25 protein-coding genes are annotated in these 19,335 nt (G+C 65.0%); 10 read left to right on the forward strand and 15 right to left on the reverse strand.

The features are described 5' to 3' along the window. Positions 1-28 precede the first annotated feature (28 nt). On the reverse strand, positions 29-2,389 hold the full coding sequence (locus R1Z03_RS01140; protein WP_317356185.1) for a hypothetical protein: 2,361 nt from the start codon (positions 2,387-2,389) through the stop codon (positions 29-31). A 7-nt stretch (positions 2,390-2,396) separates the two neighbouring features. Further along, on the reverse strand, positions 2,397-2,648 hold the full coding sequence (locus R1Z03_RS01145) for a hypothetical protein (RefSeq protein ID WP_317356187.1): 252 nt from the start codon (positions 2,646-2,648) through the stop codon (positions 2,397-2,399). A gap of 234 nt (positions 2,649-2,882) precedes the next feature. On the opposite strand from R1Z03_RS01145, the gene R1Z03_RS01150 reads away from it, so the two are divergent. The 4 genes from R1Z03_RS01150 (at position 2,883) to R1Z03_RS01165 (ending at position 4,641) form a co-directional block, all read left to right on the forward strand. Continuing rightward, positions 2,883-3,140 carry a hypothetical protein gene (locus R1Z03_RS01150; protein ID WP_317356188.1) on the forward strand — a complete coding sequence of 86 codons (258 nt, stop codon included), beginning with the start codon at positions 2,883-2,885 and terminating at the stop codon, positions 3,138-3,140. 151 nt (positions 3,141-3,291) lie between these two features. Beyond that, the gene (locus tag R1Z03_RS01155; RefSeq protein ID WP_317356190.1) at positions 3,292-4,170 is read left to right on the forward strand and encodes a tyrosine-type recombinase/integrase; all 879 of its coding nucleotides are present in this window, start codon (positions 3,292-3,294) and stop codon (positions 4,168-4,170) included. A 10-nt stretch (positions 4,171-4,180) separates the two neighbouring features. After that, positions 4,181-4,426, forward strand: coding sequence for a hypothetical protein (locus R1Z03_RS01160; protein ID WP_317356191.1), 246 nt, complete (start codon positions 4,181-4,183; stop codon positions 4,424-4,426). Continuing rightward, the gene (locus R1Z03_RS01165; RefSeq protein ID WP_317356192.1) at positions 4,423-4,641 is read left to right on the forward strand and encodes a hypothetical protein; all 219 of its coding nucleotides are present in this window, start codon (positions 4,423-4,425) and stop codon (positions 4,639-4,641) included. The genes R1Z03_RS01160 and R1Z03_RS01165 overlap by 4 nt, the downstream gene beginning before the upstream one ends. Here R1Z03_RS01165 and R1Z03_RS01170 read toward each other — a convergent pair. The 13 genes from R1Z03_RS01170 to R1Z03_RS01230 form a co-directional block, all read right to left on the reverse strand. Beyond that, the gene (locus R1Z03_RS01170) at positions 4,631-5,122 is read right to left on the reverse strand and encodes a hypothetical protein (protein WP_317356194.1); all 492 of its coding nucleotides are present in this window, start codon (positions 5,120-5,122) and stop codon (positions 4,631-4,633) included. The genes R1Z03_RS01165 and R1Z03_RS01170 overlap by 11 nt on opposite strands. A gap of 18 nt (positions 5,123-5,140) precedes the next feature. Beyond that, the gene (locus R1Z03_RS01175) at positions 5,141-6,082 is read right to left on the reverse strand and encodes a hypothetical protein (RefSeq protein ID WP_317356196.1); all 942 of its coding nucleotides are present in this window, start codon (positions 6,080-6,082) and stop codon (positions 5,141-5,143) included. A 199-nt stretch (positions 6,083-6,281) separates the two neighbouring features. Continuing rightward, positions 6,282-7,205 (reverse strand): hypothetical protein, encoded by a 924-nt coding sequence (locus R1Z03_RS01180; protein WP_317356197.1) that lies wholly within the window; start codon positions 7,203-7,205, stop codon positions 6,282-6,284. Further along, positions 7,202-8,752 (reverse strand): hypothetical protein, encoded by a 1,551-nt coding sequence (locus R1Z03_RS01185; RefSeq protein WP_317356198.1) that lies wholly within the window; start codon positions 8,750-8,752, stop codon positions 7,202-7,204. Before R1Z03_RS01185 ends, R1Z03_RS01180 begins: the two co-directional genes overlap by 4 nt. Before the next feature lie 4 nt (positions 8,753-8,756). Beyond that, entirely contained in the window at positions 8,757-8,936 is a 180-nt protein-coding gene (locus R1Z03_RS01190) for a hypothetical protein (protein ID WP_317356200.1), read from the reverse strand. Further along, positions 8,933-10,582, reverse strand: coding sequence for a phage terminase large subunit (gene terL / locus R1Z03_RS01195; RefSeq protein ID WP_317356201.1), 1,650 nt, complete (start codon positions 10,580-10,582; stop codon positions 8,933-8,935). Before terL ends, R1Z03_RS01190 begins: the two co-directional genes overlap by 4 nt. Positions 10,583-10,630: 48 nt before the next feature. After that, positions 10,631-11,128 (reverse strand): DUF1804 family protein, encoded by a 498-nt coding sequence (locus R1Z03_RS01200; protein WP_317356203.1) that lies wholly within the window; start codon positions 11,126-11,128, stop codon positions 10,631-10,633. Continuing rightward, positions 11,128-11,529 carry a hypothetical protein gene (locus R1Z03_RS01205; protein WP_317356205.1) on the reverse strand — a complete coding sequence of 134 codons (402 nt, stop codon included), beginning with the start codon at positions 11,527-11,529 and terminating at the stop codon, positions 11,128-11,130. The genes R1Z03_RS01200 and R1Z03_RS01205 overlap by 1 nt, the downstream gene beginning before the upstream one ends. Further along, positions 11,526-12,107: a hypothetical protein gene (locus R1Z03_RS01210; protein ID WP_317356206.1), complete on the reverse strand. Its 582-nt coding sequence runs from the start codon at positions 12,105-12,107 to the stop codon at positions 11,526-11,528. Before R1Z03_RS01210 ends, R1Z03_RS01205 begins: the two co-directional genes overlap by 4 nt. Before the next feature lie 108 nt (positions 12,108-12,215). Continuing rightward, positions 12,216-12,836, reverse strand: a complete 621-nt coding sequence (locus R1Z03_RS01215; protein WP_317356208.1) for a glycoside hydrolase family protein — start codon at positions 12,834-12,836, stop codon at positions 12,216-12,218. A gap of 74 nt (positions 12,837-12,910) precedes the next feature. After that, entirely contained in the window at positions 12,911-13,396 is a 486-nt protein-coding gene (locus R1Z03_RS01220) for a thermonuclease family protein (protein WP_317356210.1), read from the reverse strand. Next, the gene (locus R1Z03_RS01225; protein ID WP_317356212.1) at positions 13,393-13,890 is read right to left on the reverse strand and encodes a hypothetical protein; all 498 of its coding nucleotides are present in this window, start codon (positions 13,888-13,890) and stop codon (positions 13,393-13,395) included. The genes R1Z03_RS01220 and R1Z03_RS01225 overlap by 4 nt, the downstream gene beginning before the upstream one ends. 8 nt (positions 13,891-13,898) lie before the next feature. Next, positions 13,899-14,588 (reverse strand): S24 family peptidase, encoded by a 690-nt coding sequence (locus tag R1Z03_RS01230; RefSeq protein WP_317356215.1) that lies wholly within the window; start codon positions 14,586-14,588, stop codon positions 13,899-13,901. 86 nt (positions 14,589-14,674) lie between these two features. Between R1Z03_RS01230 and R1Z03_RS01235 the strand changes: the two genes are divergently transcribed. From R1Z03_RS01235 to R1Z03_RS01260, 6 genes are all read left to right on the forward strand, one after another. Continuing rightward, positions 14,675-14,908 carry a helix-turn-helix domain-containing protein gene (locus tag R1Z03_RS01235; RefSeq protein WP_317356217.1) on the forward strand — a complete coding sequence of 78 codons (234 nt, stop codon included), beginning with the start codon at positions 14,675-14,677 and terminating at the stop codon, positions 14,906-14,908. Beyond that, the gene (locus R1Z03_RS01240) at positions 14,905-15,210 is read left to right on the forward strand and encodes a hypothetical protein (RefSeq protein ID WP_317356218.1); all 306 of its coding nucleotides are present in this window, start codon (positions 14,905-14,907) and stop codon (positions 15,208-15,210) included. Before R1Z03_RS01235 ends, R1Z03_RS01240 begins: the two co-directional genes overlap by 4 nt. Next, entirely contained in the window at positions 15,207-17,423 is a 2,217-nt protein-coding gene (locus tag R1Z03_RS01245; protein ID WP_317356219.1) for a Mu transposase C-terminal domain-containing protein, read from the forward strand. The genes R1Z03_RS01240 and R1Z03_RS01245 overlap by 4 nt, the downstream gene beginning before the upstream one ends. 72 nt (positions 17,424-17,495) lie before the next feature. Continuing rightward, entirely contained in the window at positions 17,496-18,239 is a 744-nt protein-coding gene (locus R1Z03_RS01250) for an AAA family ATPase (RefSeq protein ID WP_317356220.1), read from the forward strand. Continuing rightward, positions 18,239-18,880 carry a hypothetical protein gene (locus tag R1Z03_RS01255; protein ID WP_317356221.1) on the forward strand — a complete coding sequence of 214 codons (642 nt, stop codon included), beginning with the start codon at positions 18,239-18,241 and terminating at the stop codon, positions 18,878-18,880. The genes R1Z03_RS01250 and R1Z03_RS01255 overlap by 1 nt, the downstream gene beginning before the upstream one ends. Further along, complete coding sequence (locus R1Z03_RS01260) at positions 18,877-19,323, forward strand: hypothetical protein (RefSeq protein WP_317356222.1); 447 nt, start codon at positions 18,877-18,879, stop codon at positions 19,321-19,323. Before R1Z03_RS01255 ends, R1Z03_RS01260 begins: the two co-directional genes overlap by 4 nt. Positions 19,324-19,335: the final 12 nt, after the last annotated feature.

Raw genomic sequence — 19,335 nt, forward strand, 5'->3', positions numbered from 1 at the left:
CCCCTTGCGGGGCGGGCCGAAGGGTGGGTCAAGCGGGAACGACGGCCTTGGTGGTGGCCTTGAAACCGTCCACCAGGACGCTGCCGCCGTAGATGTGGCGAATCTTGTAGGTCAGCTTGTCGTTGCTGAACATGGAACCCACGGTGGGCGCGTCCTGCACGAACAGCTCGGGGTCTTCGCGGCCATCCAGGAAGCCGATTTCCAGGGCGGGCAACAGGGTCGGGCTGGCGGCGGTGACCCAGTCGTTGCCATCGGTCCAGTAGTTGACCGGCAGCACTTCTGGATTGATGGTCTGCACGAACGTCTTGTCCAGGTTCTGGTTGCGCACGAACAGGTTGTAGGCCGTCTCTTCCAGCTCGAAGGGCACCATCACGATGGCGGGGGCGGTCGCCAGGCGCTTGCCGCTGCCGGCGCGGGTCTGCTTGAGCATCGCCAGGCGGTGCAGGCCGAACTCGGCCGCGCTCAGGGGCGCGGTGAAGAGGTTGCCGTGGTCGACGTGGTACAGCGCCTTGCCGTCGTAGATCGCAGGGTTCGTGCGGAAGAAGTCGAAGACGAACTCGTACAGCGTGTTCTTGGCGGCCAGGGCCAGTTCGACGGGGATGCGGCGCAGGGCCTGTACGTCGTCGTTCTTGATGGCCTCCAAGGTCACGTCCTCGGTACCGCCGCGCTTGGTCACGGCATACGTCGCCTTGTCGTCGCCGGGCGATGCGAGCGGCACGTAGGGCGCACCCTGCGCCACGGCGGGCAGATTGCTGTAGCCGCCGATGCGAATGCGCTCGACCGAGCGGAAGTCGTTCACCGGGCCATAGGTCGCCACCTTCTTCCAGGCGTCGAGGTTGGCAAGTCCGGTGTACACGGCCTGCATGCGCCGCGTGATGCTGTCGCCCAGTGCGTCGGCCAGCGTGGTGGTGTCGATGGACTCGCGGAACGAGCCCAGGCTTTCAGCGAGGCGGCCCATGTCGCAGTTGCGCAGATCGCCGGTCACGCGGCGGTCGCCCGTGATCTCGATGTAGCACTCCTTGAACGACTGGACGCTGCGGTGGTCCTTGTGGGCGGGGTCCCAGAAGGCATCCAGCATGTCGCGCATGGTCACGCTGCGGTCGCCGACCGTGATCGCTCCGTCGCCGAACAGCGGCACGCGCACGGCGCCCGATTCGGTCATGCGGGCGATGTAGGCGCCCTCGGCCTTGATCACCTCGCCCACGGCGGCTTCGGTGAGGCGCTCGGGCGCCGAGGTGGCGTCGATCTGCGCCTGCAGGCGTTCCTTGGCGGCCTGGGGCAAGCGGGCTGCGGCGATGCGGGCATGGGCCGCCTGGCGCAGCGTGATCACCTGCAGGTCGGCGCGCGTGACGGGGGTGTTGTCGCCCTGCGCTTCGGTCACGCGCTGGGTGCCGAGCGCGGCGGGCTCGACGCACACGGCTTCGTGCAGGTTGACCAGCTCGTCGTCACCGATCTTGTCGGCGTCGATGGCGGCGAATTTAACGGGATCTTTGGCCTTGATGGCTTCCAGCAAGCGTTGCTTCCACAGCGGCATTGCATTTCCTTCGGGGGTGGTGGGTTGGTCGGCGGCGGCTTCGGTCAGACGATCCAGGCCGCCGCCAGCGCCCGGTTCGACAATCAGGTCCACGGAATGCACCTTGGTGAACTTCACGGCTTCGCGCAGCGTCTCGGCGCCGGCCTTGCGCGGCTTGGTGCGCGCATCGGCGTCGATGGACAGGCCCAGCAGGCCCTGCATGTCCCGCTTGACGGCCTCGGTCATCTTGATGACCACCGCGTCGGTCGGGTCCAGGGCCTTGAAGGTGCCGACCAGCGTGCCGGTGTCCGGGGTCTTGCCCTCGACGAAACGCACGCCGTAGATGCCGCCGATGAGGCTGCGCACGTCCTTGCCCTTGCCCGCCAGGTGGTCCGCGTCGGACTTGGCAAACACCCGAACGCCCTCGAACATGGGCGCCGCCTCGCGCAGAGCGGCATCCGGGTAGTAGTTGCGGTTGCCGCTGCGCCCGGCCTGGATCAGCCGCACGACGATGGAGCCGTCAGCGGCCTCGCGGAAGGGTTGGCCGAGGGCCTCGGTCACGCTGACGGTGACCGGCTGCGCAGCGGGTGCGGCCACCGGCTGGAAGTCGGCGACCACCTCGGTGGCCTCGCCCACGACCACGGCGTTGTCGGCCCCGATGGTGTAGCCGTAGCGGTACATGCGGCCCTTGAAGGCCACCACGACATGCTCGGCCCAGATGCCGCGCACGTCGACGTAGTAGTCGCCGTTGGCCGACAGGCGCAGCTTGTCACGCACGGCCTGGCGCACCAGCTCGATGAGCTGGCCGTATTCGCTGGTCACGGCCTCGGTGAGGCGGGCGTGGCCGGTGCCTGCGGGCAGGAGCTTGATCGTCATGACCGCTTTACTCGCTGCGGTCGGTGAATTTCTGGCCGTCGGTGGTGACCACGACCACATGCGTGCCATGGTCGGCCACCGCCAGCACCTCGGAGGCGCTCAGGGGCACCTGGCGAGGCTTGGGCACCTTGGCGGGCTTGCCATCGACGCGGCCATCGACCATCTCCACGACGGTGCGGCGCACGCGCTTGACGGCTTCTGCGGCCGTCATCTGCGGGGCCTCTTCGGCCGGGGTTTGGGTCTCGTCTTTGTCGGACATCTGTCGCTCCATCGGTGGCCGCAGCGCGGCGTTGTTGATGGAGTGACTGTGCCGGGGGAGGCACAAAAAACTAAGGCCGACATGTGTCGGCCTCAAATGCGGGAAGTGGCTTTTTCAGACTAGCACGGCGTGCGCAGCAGTGCAAAAAGAGTGGTTGTGCTGTAGCTCATATTGAGCTACATTGTCTTTACCGGCCTGGCGGGTTCCAGGGAAAAAGCAGATAGAGGCTTTCACATGCAAACACGCATTCTCAAGGGTCATTGGGTTTCCGAATCCGGCCAACTCCAGCAAGGCACGCTCGTGGTCGAAGTCTCCGGACTCGGCATTGCATACGACGCGGACCTGTGCGGCGGCGAGGAACTGACAGCACGCGTCGAGTCACAAGGCGGTGGTGTGGTGGCCGACGCCATCACCAACGGCTGCTGGAGCTTCCTGGCCGACGCTGGCGAGTGCGAGCGCGCCGGCATCGTGGTGCTGGGCGCCAACGACTGAGTCATCCGCCCAGGCGAATGCCGGGGCTACCACCGGCCGGGCGGGTTCCCGGCGCTTGAAATGGAGCACGTATGCATTCCCCTCTCATCGGCATGCCGATACTCTTGGTCGCCTGCGCGCCGGCAGGGATGACGATCACGGAGTTTTTCGCATGAGCCGGCGAATCACCATCGGCCGGCTGCTCTCCACCTACTTGCAAGACCGTAACGGCGTCGTGGTGCGGCTGGATCGGATACAGACCTCGATTGACCATCTTGAGCCGGTGTTTGGCAACATGAAGCTCTCGGAGTTGACGCGCTCTGCCGTACAGGGTTACACGGCTGCGCGCGTCAAGACCGGCGTGCAGCCACAGACGGCCCGCCGTGAGTTGGTGACGCTGCGTGCTGCGTTGCGCCTGGCATGGCGCGATGGCGTCATCGACCGGGTGCCCCCGATTCCCATGCCCTCCAAAGGACGGTGCCGCGAGCGCGTGCTGTCGGCGCAAGAGATCCGTGCGGTCCTGGCCGCAACTGCGGTGAGACCGCGCTGCCATGCCTTCCTGCGGCTGCTGATCGCCACCTGCGGACGGGCCGCCGCCGTCTGCGAACTGACCTGGGCACAAGTGGACCTCGAGCGGCGCACCATCGATCTGCGCTCCTCGTCGCCCATGGCGCCGCGCATGAAAGGCAGGGCAGTGGTGCCCATCACGGCCGAACTGGTGACCTTCCTGCGCGCCTACCGCAACGCGCCGGACCTCCAGACAGGGCGGGGCCGGCGCGCCGCGCCAGGCCAGCGCGTCGTGGGCCTGGCGGTCACCACCGTCCGGCAGCACTTGGCCGAGGCTGCAGCCATCGCGGGCGTTGCCGGTGTCACGCCCCATGTCATCCGCCACAGCGTTGCCACGCAGATGCTGCGGGCCGGCGTACCTCTGGCGATGGTCTCCAAAATGCTGGGCCATGCGTCCGTGGCCATCACGGCAGATGTCTACGGCCACCTGGACACACAGGACTTGATGCCCGCCGCGAGCATCCTCGACGCTTGGGCTCGTTAAACTCGCGCGCATGTACCGTGTCTATGTCATCAAACAGCGCACCGGAGGCAGTGAGGTGCTGCCCGATACCCGCACGCAGACTCCCTCTTTTGCAGCGGCGGCTGCGGCGTTCTGGGCGCTGTACGATCAGCCCTTCGATGGAGCGCACCTCTTGCTGATGTCGCGCGACAACAAGCAGATCAACGCGTACCGCTACGGCACCCAGCCGGGCGAACGCGACTACCTGGCGCCGGGCGGCGCCCTGGCGGAGCAATGACCGCAGACGATCTGCGCGCCTGGCAGGCCGCCATGGGCTACACGCAGCAGGAAGCGGCACAACAGTTGGGCATCTCCTGGGCGACGTACAAGCGCCACTTGGCGGGGGAGCCGACCCTGCAGATGGCCCTGGCCTGCGCCGCGCTGGCGGCCGGGTTGTCGCCTTGGTCGCAGCCGCCCCAACGATCCAAGCGCGCCAAGGCTGCTACGGCTTGACGTGCAGCGTTGACGCCTGCTCGTTCACCCACTCCAGGCTCTTGCCTTTGACGCACCAGGCTGGATCGCGCACCCAGTCCGTGAACCACATGGTGGGGTGGCCCTGAAGTTCTGAACACATTTCGTATCCGATGCTGGGCATGTAAAACCGCTGCGCGACGGACGTCAGGGGAATCAGCACCATCGCCGCGATGCCAGCAAAGGCCGCGATATTGAAGGCGCGCTCAAATCTCTTGACGAGGTCTTCGCGACAGGGAACGGCCCGCATTCCTCCCACCACGATGCTGAGCAAGCAAAAGACCACGACGAAAGGAGCTAGTTGCGCGGCAGGCGCGATCCTCACGGCCATGGCTTTAGAACCAATACCCTGAACCATTGGCACGAAGGCCGCAAAAAAGAGCCAAGCACACGTCGCGGCAATGCCCAAGCTCAGCGGGATACCCCACATCACTGTCCGGCGGATTTGCTGGAGATCGTGCATATTCTTCGGAGGCTGTGATTAGTAGCGAATGCAAGTGATACGGCATAGCCAATCTCTCAGACCTTGATCGATAGCTCTGCCCGCGTTTATTTTCTTTTGCTCGACAGTGTTGCGTAAATCCTCTTGCCAAGATTGAGCTTTGGTGTCGATGTAGTAGATGCCTTGGGCAGTGCTGTCGGGAAGCATTTTCAAAGCAGCTATGACTTTGCCCTTGATTCCATAGGTGCTGTCAGTAACGTTCAGTGCAATGCCGACTGCGAGCGCGACTGCTGCCATGAGTCCCAACGGCAAAATAGCAACGGTTGTGACGGCGGCACCGCCGACATACACCGCGAAGCCATAGGCAACCATCGCTCCCAATCCCCCTTTTACCGCCTCCACGCCGATCCCGCCCACCAGGTCGTACATGGTCTTTTCGTCGTTGAACATGAAGTCCATCAGTTCAATGCCCGTGGACACCACCACACCCAGCATGAAGCCGCCCTTGGCAATGCCCTGCAGACTCTTGAGGCCCAACCCCAACTGCAGCATCTTCGGATTGGTCGCCAGATACCGGGTGCCCTGCAGGGCACTGCTGCGCTTGGCCGAGTAGCCCTTGATGATGATGTACGTGCCTGTCGCCGTGGTCTTGATGTAGGTGCCGATCCCGGCCATGCCGATGGCGTTCAGCGTCTTGCCGATGGCGAGGACATCGTTGGCGCCCTGGGCCACCGGCCCGACCCACGGTTCACTGGCGTTGGGACTGAACTCTTTCTGCCAATACTGACCGAAGGTGGACTGGGACAGCATCTTGCGCAGGCTGAATGCCAGGGCGGCATTGTTCTTGGCCTTGTCCTGCAGGATGCTCATGTACTGGTTCTGTGTCAGCACCAGGACGTCCACCTGGTTCTTGTCCATGGACTGGGCCAAGGTCTGCCCGTAGCCGACGTTGAAGAACGTGGCCGCCAGTTCTGCGCTCATGCAATCCCCCCTTCAGGATTTCGATTTTGTTGGGGGCGGATGCTAACCGCTGCCGCAAGCGGCACGGGCGCCAGGATGCAACAAGGTGTTTAACCGGCCTTTAACCGGGCCAGCAGGGGGCCTCTCGGGAGATTTTCGGGGGGATGCCGCAGCGGACCCGGTTAAAGCCGCCGTCGCGGCCAGTCCTGCCGGGGCGTTTTCATTCCTTGCGCCGACCCGCTTTCTTGGCCGCTTGGTCGAGTGCAGCCTTGCGCCCATCCAGTTGCAGCTCGCGCTCCGTAAAGGGCTTGGCCCCCGGCGTCATCACCGTCCAGCCCTTGAGCCACGGCAGCGCCACACACCCGCACTGGATGACCTGCTCGGGCGGGGCCTTGGGATCGTGAGGGCACTGCATCAGGTCGAAGCCGCCGCCTGGGTTGGGCACCTTGAACGCCTGGCCCGCGTCCACGACCTGGCCGTCCATCAGGTCATGGTTCCAGCGGCTGTGAATCTTCCCGCTGCGGCGCCACTGCTTGCCCAGGCCCGGCACCAGGGGCGCGGCCTGCACCAGGCGTTCCTGGCCAGCCACCGCAAACGCCCGGCTGACCTCGGTGCGCACGATGGCGCTGGCCCGGCGCATCGACTCGCCGCCCAGCAGATCGTTGACGGCCTTCATGGCCGCGAAGGGCGTGATTCCGCCGAGGGTGACCAGGCCGAGCTGCTGGCCGATCTTGCCGGCCGCGTCGGCCGACACGGCCCGCAGGCGCTCGACCCCGAAGGTCCGCATGGCGGCCAGCACGCGGGCATCCAGTGCGCCCAGGCGCATCTCCACGCCCATGCCGGCAGCGGCCAGCGGCTTGTCCACGATGTCCTCGCCCTGCTGCCAGGCCGAGCGCAGCGCTTGGTCGACCGCGGCGCCGGCTTGCTGGCCCGTGGCCGTCAGGATGGTGTCGAGCTGGTCCCGGATGCGGTTGAGCTGCCACTGCTGCCAGTCGGCCGGCTGGCCGGCGAGCTGCTGCGAGATCTGGAGTTGGGCCGCCTGCAGCAGTGCGACCACTGCCTGGTTGGCAGCGAGCAGCGTCCTGGCCCGCTCGGCCAGGCGCACGCGCACCTCGGCCTCGAACCGCTTTTGCTCCGGGCTCACGCAGAGGCGCCTTCTGATGGCACCGCCGTGGCCACGCCGGTCGCCCCTGCATCTAGGGCCGCCTGCAGATCGCTGTCGTCGGTGCTGAAATTGTCCTCGGCCTGGCGGGCCTGCTTGCGCTTGGCGTGTTCCTTGCGTGCTGCCTCCAATTCCGCTTTGGCGTCGAAGTCCTGCCCGAACCGCTGCGCTACGTCGGCCACGATCTTGAGCGCCGTCTCCTCCGTCATGAGCCCCGCGTCGATCATCTGCGTCACGGCCTGGACGAGCTGGCCCAGGGCTGCGGCGAATTTGGTGACGTCCTTGTTGAGCAGCTCGGGGAAGACGGCGGTCACCTGCCAGCGGTCGTCGGACCAGTCGGGAGTCTTGCCCGCCGTCCTGGCGGCCTGCCACAGCACGTAGCGGCCGATCTCCTCGAGGGACAGCTTTAAAAAGCCCTGGCGCATGCTGTACATCTTGAAGGTGGGCTCGCCCATCTCCGAGGCCGCTGCCCGGTTGACATCGCCGCCACCACCGAACCAATGCTCGGGCGTGGTGCTGCCGCCCAGCACATGGTTTCGGATCAGCCGGGCGCTCTGGGTGGTGTCGGCCGCCTGCAGGTCGGGGCTCTTGGCTTCCAGCTTGATCGAGTCGTTGTGGACGAAGGCGGTGTTGGGCTGCGGCGGGACGAAGTCCTGCTCGAATTTATCGACCGTCGCCTGGTCGGCCCCGGTGAGGGTGACGTCCCAGACGAACGCGCGCAGGTAGCCGATGCGGTCCAGCTCGTCCAGCAGGAAGCCGTCGTAGGCATCCAGCCAGTCCATCTGGCCAAGCAGGTCGCTGCGGCCCCGGCTGCCGTTGGGAAACTTGTTGAGTTGGTACAGCAGGCAGTCACCGTCCGTGAAGTCCTCCTCGCGGATGCGGACGGTGTTGGCGCTGAACAGGTCCGCGTCCTCTCCCAGCACGATCACGCGGTACTTGTGAGTGCGCCCCCGGCCATCCCGCTTGGTGACCACACCGATGGGCTGCTCGGGGTTGTCCGGGTCATTGACCACGGTAGCGATCTGGCGCGGGTCCAGGTAGCCCAGGCGCACGAAGCCGTCGCCGTCGCGCACGGTGGCGATGTAGCACTGCTCCCCGAGCAGCCCGAGGGCGCGCACGCGGGGTGCGAGCTTGAGCGGCCAGTTGTTGATGGGGTCCGACCAGAACGCATTGAGCAGCTTTTGGTGTTCCTCGTCCTTGCACTGCAGCGTGACGCCTTCGGCGAGCAGATAGGCCAGCGGGAGTTCGACCAGGCGGTTGGCGAGCAGGTTGCTCTGCCACAGGTACTCGGCGAGCTTTTGCATGCGGTCCTGCGCCATGGGCGCGAGGTCGCGGTCGTTCATGGCTGACAGGCCGTCGCCCGAGAGCGGGCGCCAGCCCTTTTCGCTGCTGGTGCCGCCACTGCCTCCGCCCTGGGCAGCGGCGGCTTCGCGCACGGGGGTGGCCGGAGCCGGAGTTGGGGCGGGCGCGGCGACCGACGTTCCATCGTCCAGGCCGATCCACGATTTAAAGCGGTCGATGGCGCGCATGGGGTCAGTCCTCTGCCGCCAGCTCGGCGCCGACCAGGGCCAGAGCGAGCCGGCCGTGGTCGTTGTGGTGCAGCACCACCTCGCGCAGCTTGGCCGCCGCCTGGTCGATGCCCGCGCGGTCGGTGGGTGGCAGTCCGGCGATGGTGCCCCGGATCAGGAGCAAGGTGTGTTGGTCTTCGGTCATCGTTGCTTTCGGAACATGCGTACCGCCTTACGTGTATAGCGCTCACGCGCGGACTGGGGTTGCTGGGTGTTGCGGCCCTGGGCTGCTGCTGCCACGCCGCCAGTGACGCAGAGCATCCAGAGCATGCACATGGCATCGGGGCCGTCGTCATGGTCGGCTTCGGGGAAATGCTTGAACTGGGCGATCAACGTGGTCTGGTCGGGGTGCAGCCGAATCAATCCGTTGTGCATGTGCGGCTGGAGGGCCTCGATCCGCAGGTCTTTGTCTTCAATCGGTTGCAGCCCACGTGCCGGTACCGGCACGCCTGCCTGCGCACTGCGCTTGACCAACTCGGTACGCAAAAACTCTTGGAACTGGACGCTCTCGAAGCCCCAGACGATGCAGCAGTACTCGCGCTGCAAATCAATGGTGTCGCTGATGATCCGGTCAGGTGTGCGTCTTCGGATGGCTGCCTCCACGCAATCGAGAATGCCGGTCTCGCGGTTGTAGCCGCCCACCAGCAGCGCGCTTGGATCGCTCTTCTTGCCGCCTCTCTTGCCTTTTCTCCCCAAAGACGGATCGGCGGCGCCGTAGAAACGCCAATCTTTGAGCCGGTTCACCCAGAAATGGATGCTGTGGGCAAACGGGGCATCTTCCCCCGCGCTCGGGTTGTTCTGCTGCTCGCTGTCGAAGGCATCGTGGCCTTCGCGCGCGCGCTTGAGCATCAGCTTGTGCAATGGCCGCAGCGCGGGCCAGCTCACCACGGCGCCCTTGTCCATTTCAGCCTTGCGCTCGGTGTAGAACGCCATGGCTGTCGCCTCCCCCTGCTGGGGTGTGTCGGCGTTGAGCAGCAGCTCTTCGAACTGCTCCCACAGGTCCATGCGGTCGGGCCACTTCATGATGGCGCGGAACACCTTGCGATTCCACATCGGGTTCCGCAGGAAGCGCGAGAGCACCGAGTCATAGGCGAGGATGGTGCCAACCAGGATGGCATGCATCGAGTCATCTGGTGGCCCCAGGCTCAGCACACTCTTGGTGATGAACTTCTGCTTCTTGTCACGCTGCTCGGGGGTGGCGACGTTCTCATCGTTTTCGATGTCATCTATCACGGCCAGATCGGGACGGTGCGGGCCATGGCGTCGCCCGCGAGCCTTCTTGGTGCTACCGAAGGCTTCGATCTTTCGGTTGTTGCGCGTGACGATCACGTCGTTGCGCCACACACGGCCTTGGCCTGCGACGTCGGGGAAGTCGCCCGCAATGCGGGGGTTTGTGTCCAGCTCAGCCTTGATCGCTTCGAGCATCTCGGCGGCCTGCTCAAAGACATCCATGAAGATCACCGGGTACCAGACTCGCTCGGTCACCACGCACCACAGCACAAACGACATGCTGATCTTGGTGGACTTGGCTTCGCCCCGGGGCGCGGCGATGACGTCGCGCTGACCGCTTTTTGCGCGCAGTATTTCCGGCAGGCGCTGGTAGAGGTACCTATGCAGCTCACTGGGCTCTGCCGTACCGTAGTGCGGGAAGTAGTGCCGGTCCCAATACTCGAAGCCGCTCACCGGGTCGAACACTTTGGCCCGCCGTTCAGCGATGGCTTCGGGCGTGATGTCCCAACCGTCGAGGTTCGCATCGATCTGACGGCGCAGCGAGTCCGCCAGTTCGCTCATCCTCTCTGCGAACTGCTTTGTCTTCAGGGTGCTATTTCGCCCCATGGATCACCGCACCTTTGCCAACTCTTCGCCGAAAGGCTCCAGCATCTCGGCGAGGGCCTGCAGATGCTGCGGAAACTTGCCCTGCGCGAACGAGACGAAGCGTTGCAGCACGTCGAGCTGCACGGCTTGGCGGTCAAGGTCTGGCGACAGCCGCTTGAACGAGACCATCGTTTTGTTGAAGCTGTCGCTCATGCTGGCGAGCGTCTCGGCGCGGTCGCGCGCGCTCATGGTGGTGGCATCGCGCAACTGATCCATGGTGGCCTGGTGCTGCACCAGGTAGTCTTCCAGCAGCTTCTTGGACAACGTGTTGAAGTTGTCGTCGCCCAGGGCGACGGCGGCGCGCACGGTCTCCCAGTCGTCTCCCTTGTCGGCCGCTTCTTGTTTCCAGCGGTTGCCCGTGCTGCGGGGCACGCCGACTTTTTTGCAGGCGGTTTCCATCGGCAGGCGCTGGTACACGTACAGCCCGCGCAACTGGATGCGCTTTTCCGATGCGTGGGCCATTACTGTCCTGGGCCTCCACGGGCGAGCCATTGCTTGACGCCTTCGATGACCAGGGCAATGCCGATGGACACGGCCGAACCGCTGATGGCTCCGGCTACGGCGGCCTTCTGTTCGACCACGCGCAAGCGCGCATCGATGGCGTTGTGGCGTTCGTCCTGGCGCTCCTCCATGCGATCCGCCCGAGCTTCGTTGGCCTTGTGGCGTTCCTGCTGGCGCACCTCGGCCTGGTCCAGGCGCAGCTCGTTGGCCTTGTGGCGTTCGTCCTGGCGCTCTTCCATCTTGTCCATGCGCCGGTTCTGATTTTCGAGCGTGATCTGCATCGACTGGACCATGCCGTGGATCTGGCCGAGCAGCATCAGCTCCTGCCTTCGTTCGTCTTGCTTCGGGGTGGGGTCGCTCATTGGGGACTCGGGTTGAGGTAGTTGATCAAGGCGCGGTACCGCTGGCGGTCGTCGGCGCAGGCTTTGGCGTTGGCGCGGTGGTTGGCCCAGGCGTCTGCGATGTCGAGGCCCGAGTCCTCGGCACAAGCAGCGTCGGCGCCTTCGGTGGGACCAGCAGCGCCACAGGCACCGGCCGGGGCGTCGGCGCCGGTGAGGGCACCGTTCCACACGCGGACAGCAGCCAGGGTGAGGCCAGGCACAGGAGCGTCTGCGACAGAGTCCGTGACGCTCCCTTTCGCCGCTGGGGCTGCAGGGCCTGCAGCGGTTGCCGGCGCAGGCCGGTAAACGATGAGCGGAGCGCGTCGCAGCAACTGCGCATAGCGGGCATCCAGATCGGCATAGCGGTCTTCCTGGGCGAGGTGGTCGGAGAGGTAGTTGCCGACTGCTTTGTCGGCGCGGCGGGTCTCGGCGGCCAGGGCCTTGGCGGCGGCCTGGTCGGTCTTCGCCTGGCGCGCGGCCCAGGCGTTGTCGGTGGCGGTGTGGCCCCACCAGTAGCCGGCTGCTACGAGGCCCAGGGCGATGAGGAGTCGAGGGTCCATGGCATCAATGGGGCATCTGGCCCACGATCCACATGGCGGCCAGGCCCACGGCGATCACCAGCACCACCGCTGCCGCTGCCACGGCCTTTGCCGTGCGTTTGGCCCACTTCATGGCTGCATCTCCATGCAGGCTTGGTGGCGCTGTAACTGGCGCGTCCACACGCCGGCACAGCGCTTGTTGCCTGGGGTGCTGCAGTCGTAGCCTGCCGAGAATTTGTAGCGCAGCAAGGCATCGCACGCGGCCACGTAATTGCCGGCCAGCAACTCGCGCCGCATGCTGGACTGCTTCCATGCGCTGGAGCCGTACTGGTACAGCCAGTCCATGTACAGGTCGTACTCGCCCTGGTGCAGTGCCACGCCCGGCAGGCTGTCGCGGAACGCGGCCTCTTCGCGGCTGATGTGGGCCTGTGCCTTGATCAGGGCGCGCACGGGTGTCGTGGTGTCGCCCATGCGGACGGGCGTGCCGTTTTCGTGGAAGGTGCTACCAAAGCCCACGGTGGGCCGGTCGCCCTTCGTGGGCACCACGGCCTTGTCCGTGTAGTTTTCGTTCACGACGATGCCGACCAGCCCCGCTGCCGACAGCGTGAGGACCGCGACGGCTTGGCGTGGCGTGATGCCACCGAGCATGCGGCGGCGGGCGCCGGTGCGGCCTGCAGCGCGGCACAGCGCCATCAACCCTGCAGCGATCTGCCGGAAGAGCTTGACGGTGTAAGAGGTTGTTTTTGCCATGCCGCGACTGTGGCGGCAGGCCCCCAAAAAACTAAGGCCGACATATGTCGGCCCGTGATGTAGAGAGGTGCTTTTTAAGGTAGCACGGCCCCGGTCGGCTGGTCAATCGTGCGGCGCGGAATGTGCTGCTGCGCCGCCTTCTTGGACTTGCGCCAGTCCCATGGTGGGACCGGGTCGGCATCAGCCCAGAGGCCCTTGCGGGCGCCCTGCGCAGTGGCCTGCAGGCGGGCGATGCCGGGGTCGGTGAGATAGCGCGTGTAGGCCCATGCCAAGCCCGCTCGAGCCTGCTCTTCGCTGGCGTCTCGATCCTTGCAACTCACACGCGCCACCGTGCGCCCATAGCGGTCGGTGGTCTGAGGGCGGATCGTGGCCTGGGTTTGGAAACACAGATCAGCCAAGTGCTGGCGCGACACCGTGCCAAAGGGCTGGGCGCGCTCCGGTGCGTCGATCTCGGCCAGGCGCACCTTGACTTGCTCGTAGCGGCCGGGATCGCCGCAGCGCGCGGTGAGTGTGTCGCCATCGGAAATGGCGACGATCAAGCACAGCAGCGCGAAGCTCATAGAGACTTGCCCGGCGCAATCAATTGCTTGCCGTCCACCGTCAGCAACTTGATGTGCCCACTCTCTTCGTCAACCACGCAAAGTGCTGTTACAGCCACGTCCAGTCCGAGAGCATTTCGCACGCGCACCATCCTCGAGTCCTGGCTCCATAAGAAGCGCCAATCAGCACCTCCCTTCATCCATCCCACATCCGGAATCACAGCGGCTTCAGGATCACTGACAGCCTTCCTTAGCGCGCTCTGGCATGTGTACAAAGCAGTACCGTCGGACACCTTTGCATTGGGGTGTCCCATAGCAGCAAGCTTTTGCGTATTCAATTTTTCATCTGCATCCCGGCTCGCTTGTAGTCGTGCCTGAACCTTTTCCGGCGACTCATAACGCCACGCAATCCAACTAACCAGCACAGCCGAGGCCACAACAAAAACGACCCCAGCCATCTTCCATTCTGCGGTGCCGTAGCCAGCTATCTTTCTTTGTGACACTGTTTCCTCCATGTAACTTTCTAAAGCTCACCGCCATGCCATACCACCTTGCCGCAGATGCGTATGTTCTCCGCCTGTTCAGGTGATAGGTACTGGGGTTTGAAATCCTGGTTGTAGCTAATGATGTGGACGCCGCCCGTTGAAAAGTCCCGCTGCAGCAGCTTTACGTAGTCCTCGCCCTCAATCTCGATCACGTAGACACCGTCCTGTGCCATCGTATTCACGGATGTGTTGAGCAACAGGATGTCGCCATCGTTTATCCGATCAGCCATAGAACGGCCATGCGCCCTAACGATCTTCGCATTGCTGGCATGCAGTCCTTTGCTCCGTAACCAAGAACGGCGAAAAGCGAATCGCCCTATAACTTCTTGATCTCCATTGACTGATCCGCAGCCCGCACTCACTCGCGCTGCAAGCATGTCGATCAACTGGAAGTCAGTGTCTTGATCCAGGCTTGAAGCCGCAGACTTGTCATCTGATTCCGCTTCAGTTCTGGTTGAGCCATTGAAGTGCTCAACCGACAGGCCTGACGCCTGGGCCGCCGTAAGCAATTTCCGTACAGGCACAGCACCACGCTTGCGCCAGGTTCGAACCGTTTCAGGTTGAACCTCAAGAACCTCCATCCATTTATGACCTAGGGCATTCGATAGCCGACCTATCACCTCGTCTACGGAAGTGGAGGGAGCGCTGACTGGAGATGTTTTTTTCATGACGACTGTTGACTTTGGTTCGTTTTGAACCAAGAATACGGTTCAAGTTGAAACGTTTCCTTTTGAACCAGTAGCGTAGCACCGAAATGCACCCCGAACAAATCAAGGCCGAGATCCGCATGCGCGACACAACCCCTGCCGCGATTGCCGACTCTTTGCATCTATCAAGCATGACGGTCAGCAATGTGATTCATGGCAGGACGATCTCGCGACGTGTTGCCGCAGCGATCTCAAGCGTGATCAAGAAGCCAATCACACAAATCTGGCCGGGTCGTTACGAACCAAATAAGAAGAATGGTTTGAAACGGAGCGGGAAATGAGGAAGCCCCACCTCAAGCTGTTGTGCAGCGGCGAGTTGGTGGTCCTCAAGACAGGCATCAACCCGTGGAATCAAGACAGTGCCAGGACTTTTGTTCGGGAGCAGTACGGCTCACTCGCTGCATTTTCCAAGCGCTTCAATCTCCCTTACGGAGCGGTATGCGTCGCGCTGCGATCCATCAACGCGGATGAGATGGCTGGCTCAGTAGCCGCCGTGCGACAAGTTCTTGGTTTGACGTCCAGCCCTACCAAGATGGCAGTGATTGCCGCGCATGCGTTACAGCGCAGGAAAGGCGCCGTATGAATTGGCTAACTGCACGCGAACTGGCTGGCCTTCCTGGCATGCCCGCCTCCGAGCGAAGGACTAGAGACAAGCTGACGGCACTTCAAATTGCCAGCCGACCCCGTTCGGGACGCGAGGGCGGAGGCGGGCTCGAATACGACTGCTCGACCCTGCCCGCAGACACTCGCACTGCCATCACGGCCCGCACTGTTGCCCAGGCCACCACCACGGCTTTGTCCCAGGTCAATACAGCACCCGTGACAGCCTTTGTTCCTCCCGCGCCGCCACCGCCGCCCACGCCCGTGGCTCCCATGCCCGAGCCATCTCGCCGCCCGCCCAGCCTGACCGATACGGACACGGCAAACGCCCGCATGGTGTTGGTCAACATGGTGATGGAGCTAGAGCCTGTACATGGCATTAAAAGAGCCTGTGCCATCCTGGCCCTCCGGCTCGCCACTCGCCAAGCCAGCCCCGAGCTGCAAGCCACCGCACGTGCCGCCAACCAGCGCGCCCGCGCCGACCAGGTCAGCGCCCGCACCCTGGAGCGCTACATGGCCATCCACCGCGCGGACGGCTGGTATGGCCTGCTGCCGGCCGCTGCCCCCGCGCCGACCCTCCACGACATCGACCAGGACGTCGCCGCTGTCCTCGGTCTTTATCACAGCCGCGATGCCCGCTTCCGCAAGCTCACGGGCGCCGCCAAAGAGGTGACCCGCCAATTGGGCCGCGACTTCGACACCTGGCAGGCCCTGTACGGCCGGGCGCGCCGCGCCCTCGACAAGCTGGGCAAGTCGGCCCAAGCCAGCGTGGCACTCATCAAGGCACGCCATGCCCCCGGCGCCCAGCGCGATGCCAAGCTGCCCTACCAGCGGCGCGATACCTCCGACATTGATCCCAACGACGTCTGGCTGATCGACGGCCACACGGTCAAGGCCAAGGTGCGGCATCCCGATCACGGGGCACCCTTCGCGCCCGAGCTGACGGTCTGCATGGACCTCGCCTCAAAGCGGGTCACGGGCTGGTCGGTCAACCTGTCCGAGAACGTCCGCGCGGTCGGCGATGCCTTGCGCCACGGCGTGGGCCAGTGCGGCGTGCCCGCCATCCTCTACGGCGACAACGGCGCGGGTGAGACGGCCAAGCAGATGGACTGCCCCATCGACGGCTTCTGTGCCCGGCTGGGCATCGACCACCGCACGGGCATCCCTGGCAAGCCCCAGGGCCACGGCGCCATCGAGCGGATGTGGCAGACGCTCGCCATCAACCTGGCCCGCCAGTTCGGTTCGTACCAAGGGCGGGACGTGGACGGCGGCACCTTCCGCAAGGCTGCGGCCGAGATCGCCAAGGAGCAGCGGGCCGTCCGCCGAGCCGAGCAGACCGGCGAGGTGGTCGTCTTGAGCGCCAAGGTGCCGAGCTGGCAGCAGTTCGTGGAAGCGGTGGAACGCGCGGTCCATGAATACAACCACGAACACCGCCACCGCAGCCTGCCCAAGCGGCCCGATGGAAAGCACATGACGCCGGCCGAGGCTTGGGATGCCCGCATCAACCAGGCCGAGCAGATCACGCTCTCGCCCGCCGAGCTTCGCGAGATGTTCATGCCCGCCGTGTTGCGCACCGCCAAGCGGGGACAAGTCACGTTCTTTAACCAGACCTACGCATCGGACCAACTCATGCGCGGCGATGTGGATGGGCATGAGGTCAGCGTGCGCTACGACCTCCACGACCCGAGCTTCGTGCGGGTCTACACGCTGGACGGCGAATTCGTCTGCGATGCCAAGTTCAATGGGAACGCTGGTGCTTTCTACGCCAGGCCGGTCATTGACATCGCCAAAGAAAAGCGCGTGCGCGCCGCCGTCAAGCGCCGCACGCAGCAGATCGACACCGCACTGCGCGAGCTGGGCACCACCGTCCAAGCCGACACCGTTTTTTCCCTGCCGGAGCCCAGCACCCCCTTCGTGGTGGTGCCCTCCATCGTGGAGGTGGCAACTACCCCCTCCCTCCCTTTTGCTTCCACGGGCGGTGCGGCGCAAGCCGCATCGGGCAGGCCTTTCTTCGACGCGCTGAGCGACCGCTACGAGTGGCTCATGCAGCACCGCGATGCCTGGACCGCCGAGGACGGCGCCTGGCTGGGCAAGTACGTGCAGAGCGAGGACTACGAGGGGCTGGCCGGCTACTACGCATCGCGCGGCCTGGCCTGGGGGGATGTGGGCGACGAGCCCCTGAGAAGTGCTCAGTAAAGAGTGCCCTGTGGTGGTTGCAGCCACCACAGAGCGTGCCTGGATATGGACCGAAGCGGAAGGAAATGTACTGTGAAAAAAGGTTTTGTACCAACCGAGAACTTCAAGCGCCTGAAGGAGGCCGAGAAGCTGGTCGCAAAGCGTGGCGCCCTGGAAGCCGGGCTGGTGCTGGTGCGCGGCGTGTACGGCATCGGCAAGAGCATGCTCACCGAACGCTGGGCCACCGATAGCGGCTACGTGTTCGTGCGGGCCAAAGAGACGTGGACCAAGCACACGGTGCTGCGAGAGATCGCCACCAAGATGGGCCTGTCCACCCATGGGGCTGCGGCTGAGGTGCAGGACCGCATCATCGGCCAGCTCGCCGTGACGATGACCCCGCTCATCATCGACGAGGCCGACCACCTGGTGGACCGCCGCAGCGCGAGCATGCTGGAGGTGATCCGCGATATCACCGATATCACCGGGATCATGTGCTTCCTGGTGGGCATGGAGGGCTTCCCCGTGCTGGTGGCCCGCCACGCCCACATCGCCAGCCGCGTGGCGCGCATCGTGGAGCTGGAGCCCCTGTCGGTGCAGGACGTGCAGACGACGGTCACGGCCAAGGCCGAGGTGCCCATGAGCGCCGACGTAGTGGCGATCATCCACCAGCACGCCAAGGGCCGCATGCGCCTGGTCCTCAACGCCATCGCCAACATCGAGCAGTGGGCGCAGGCCAATAGCTGGGCCAATGTCGAGCTGGCACACATCAAGGGCCGCCCCCTGTGCCCCGAGTTCACCAGCCAGAGCGCGGCGGCCAGCGCAAAGGGAGCCCGCTGATGCAGCGCACGCAACCCTGGTTCATCGGTGCGGCGCTGCGCGCCCTGGCGCTCAACGTCACCAACACCCGGCGCATCTTCACCCGCTCCGACTTGGTCGCATGGGACCAGGCCCTGGCCGAGCGGCCGGGTCTCGCCAAGATGGCCCTGGATCGGATGGCCTATCACCAACTCGTCGAGCTGCTCCCGGATCGGCCGGTCGAGCAGGACCTGACGCGCATCGACCAGCGCTGGCGCCTCACCGACAAGGGCCTCGCCACCTGCCGGTCGGTGGCCCAGGCGCTGCCCGGCGCGCCGCCGCCCGATCCCGCTGCGCTCTCCACGCGCCTGTGGCAGCTGCTGCGCTCGCGCCGCACGCTCACGGCCGAGGAAGCGGCCAGCACGCTGATCGATGCTGGCGAGCGGGACTTTGCGCAGGCCCAGCACCAGCTCGGCGACTACCTGAGCATCTGGGCCAAGCTGGTGCCCAAGCATGTGCAAGTCAGCGCCAGACGCATCGGCAATGCCAAGCGCTACGTGATGGTCACCGACGGTGGCTTGTATCCGCCGCCCACCAAGGTCGGACGCATCCGGCCGGTGCCCGCGCCTGCCGTGCGTCCCGTGCCGCCCCTTGCCAAGCGGGCCAAGGCCACTGACGAATGAGCCCGCCATGCGACTACATGCAACAACCCTGGTTCATCTTGCTGCGCTCGCGCTGCGAGGGGGCCAAGCGCTCGGACGTGGCGCGGCAACTGGGCATCAGCGGGGCGGCGTTGAGCCAGGTGCTCAACGGCAGCGGCAAGTACGGCGAGGGCAAGGCCAGCACGGCGCACATCGCCAGCCGGGTGGAACACACCTTCGGCCGCTACGTGTGCCCACACCTGACCGAGGAGGCCGGGGGCGAGCCGCAGGCGGTCTCCGCCGAGCAGTGCCGGGCCTTCGCGCACCGGCCAGCGCCCACGGGTTCGCCCCGCGCCATGCAGCACTGGCAGGCCTGCCGCCAATGCCCGCACAAGGCCGCCAGCGCGCCGCCCCAGCCGCGCCCCGTCGTGCCCCGCAAAGTCATCCCCATCCACACCGCCCAGGAGGCCGCTGATGCCGTTTAAAGCCCATGATGC

Source organism: Acidovorax sp. BLS4 (genome assembly GCF_032929295.1).
Lineage (GTDB): Bacteria > Pseudomonadota > Gammaproteobacteria > Burkholderiales > Burkholderiaceae_C > Paracidovorax.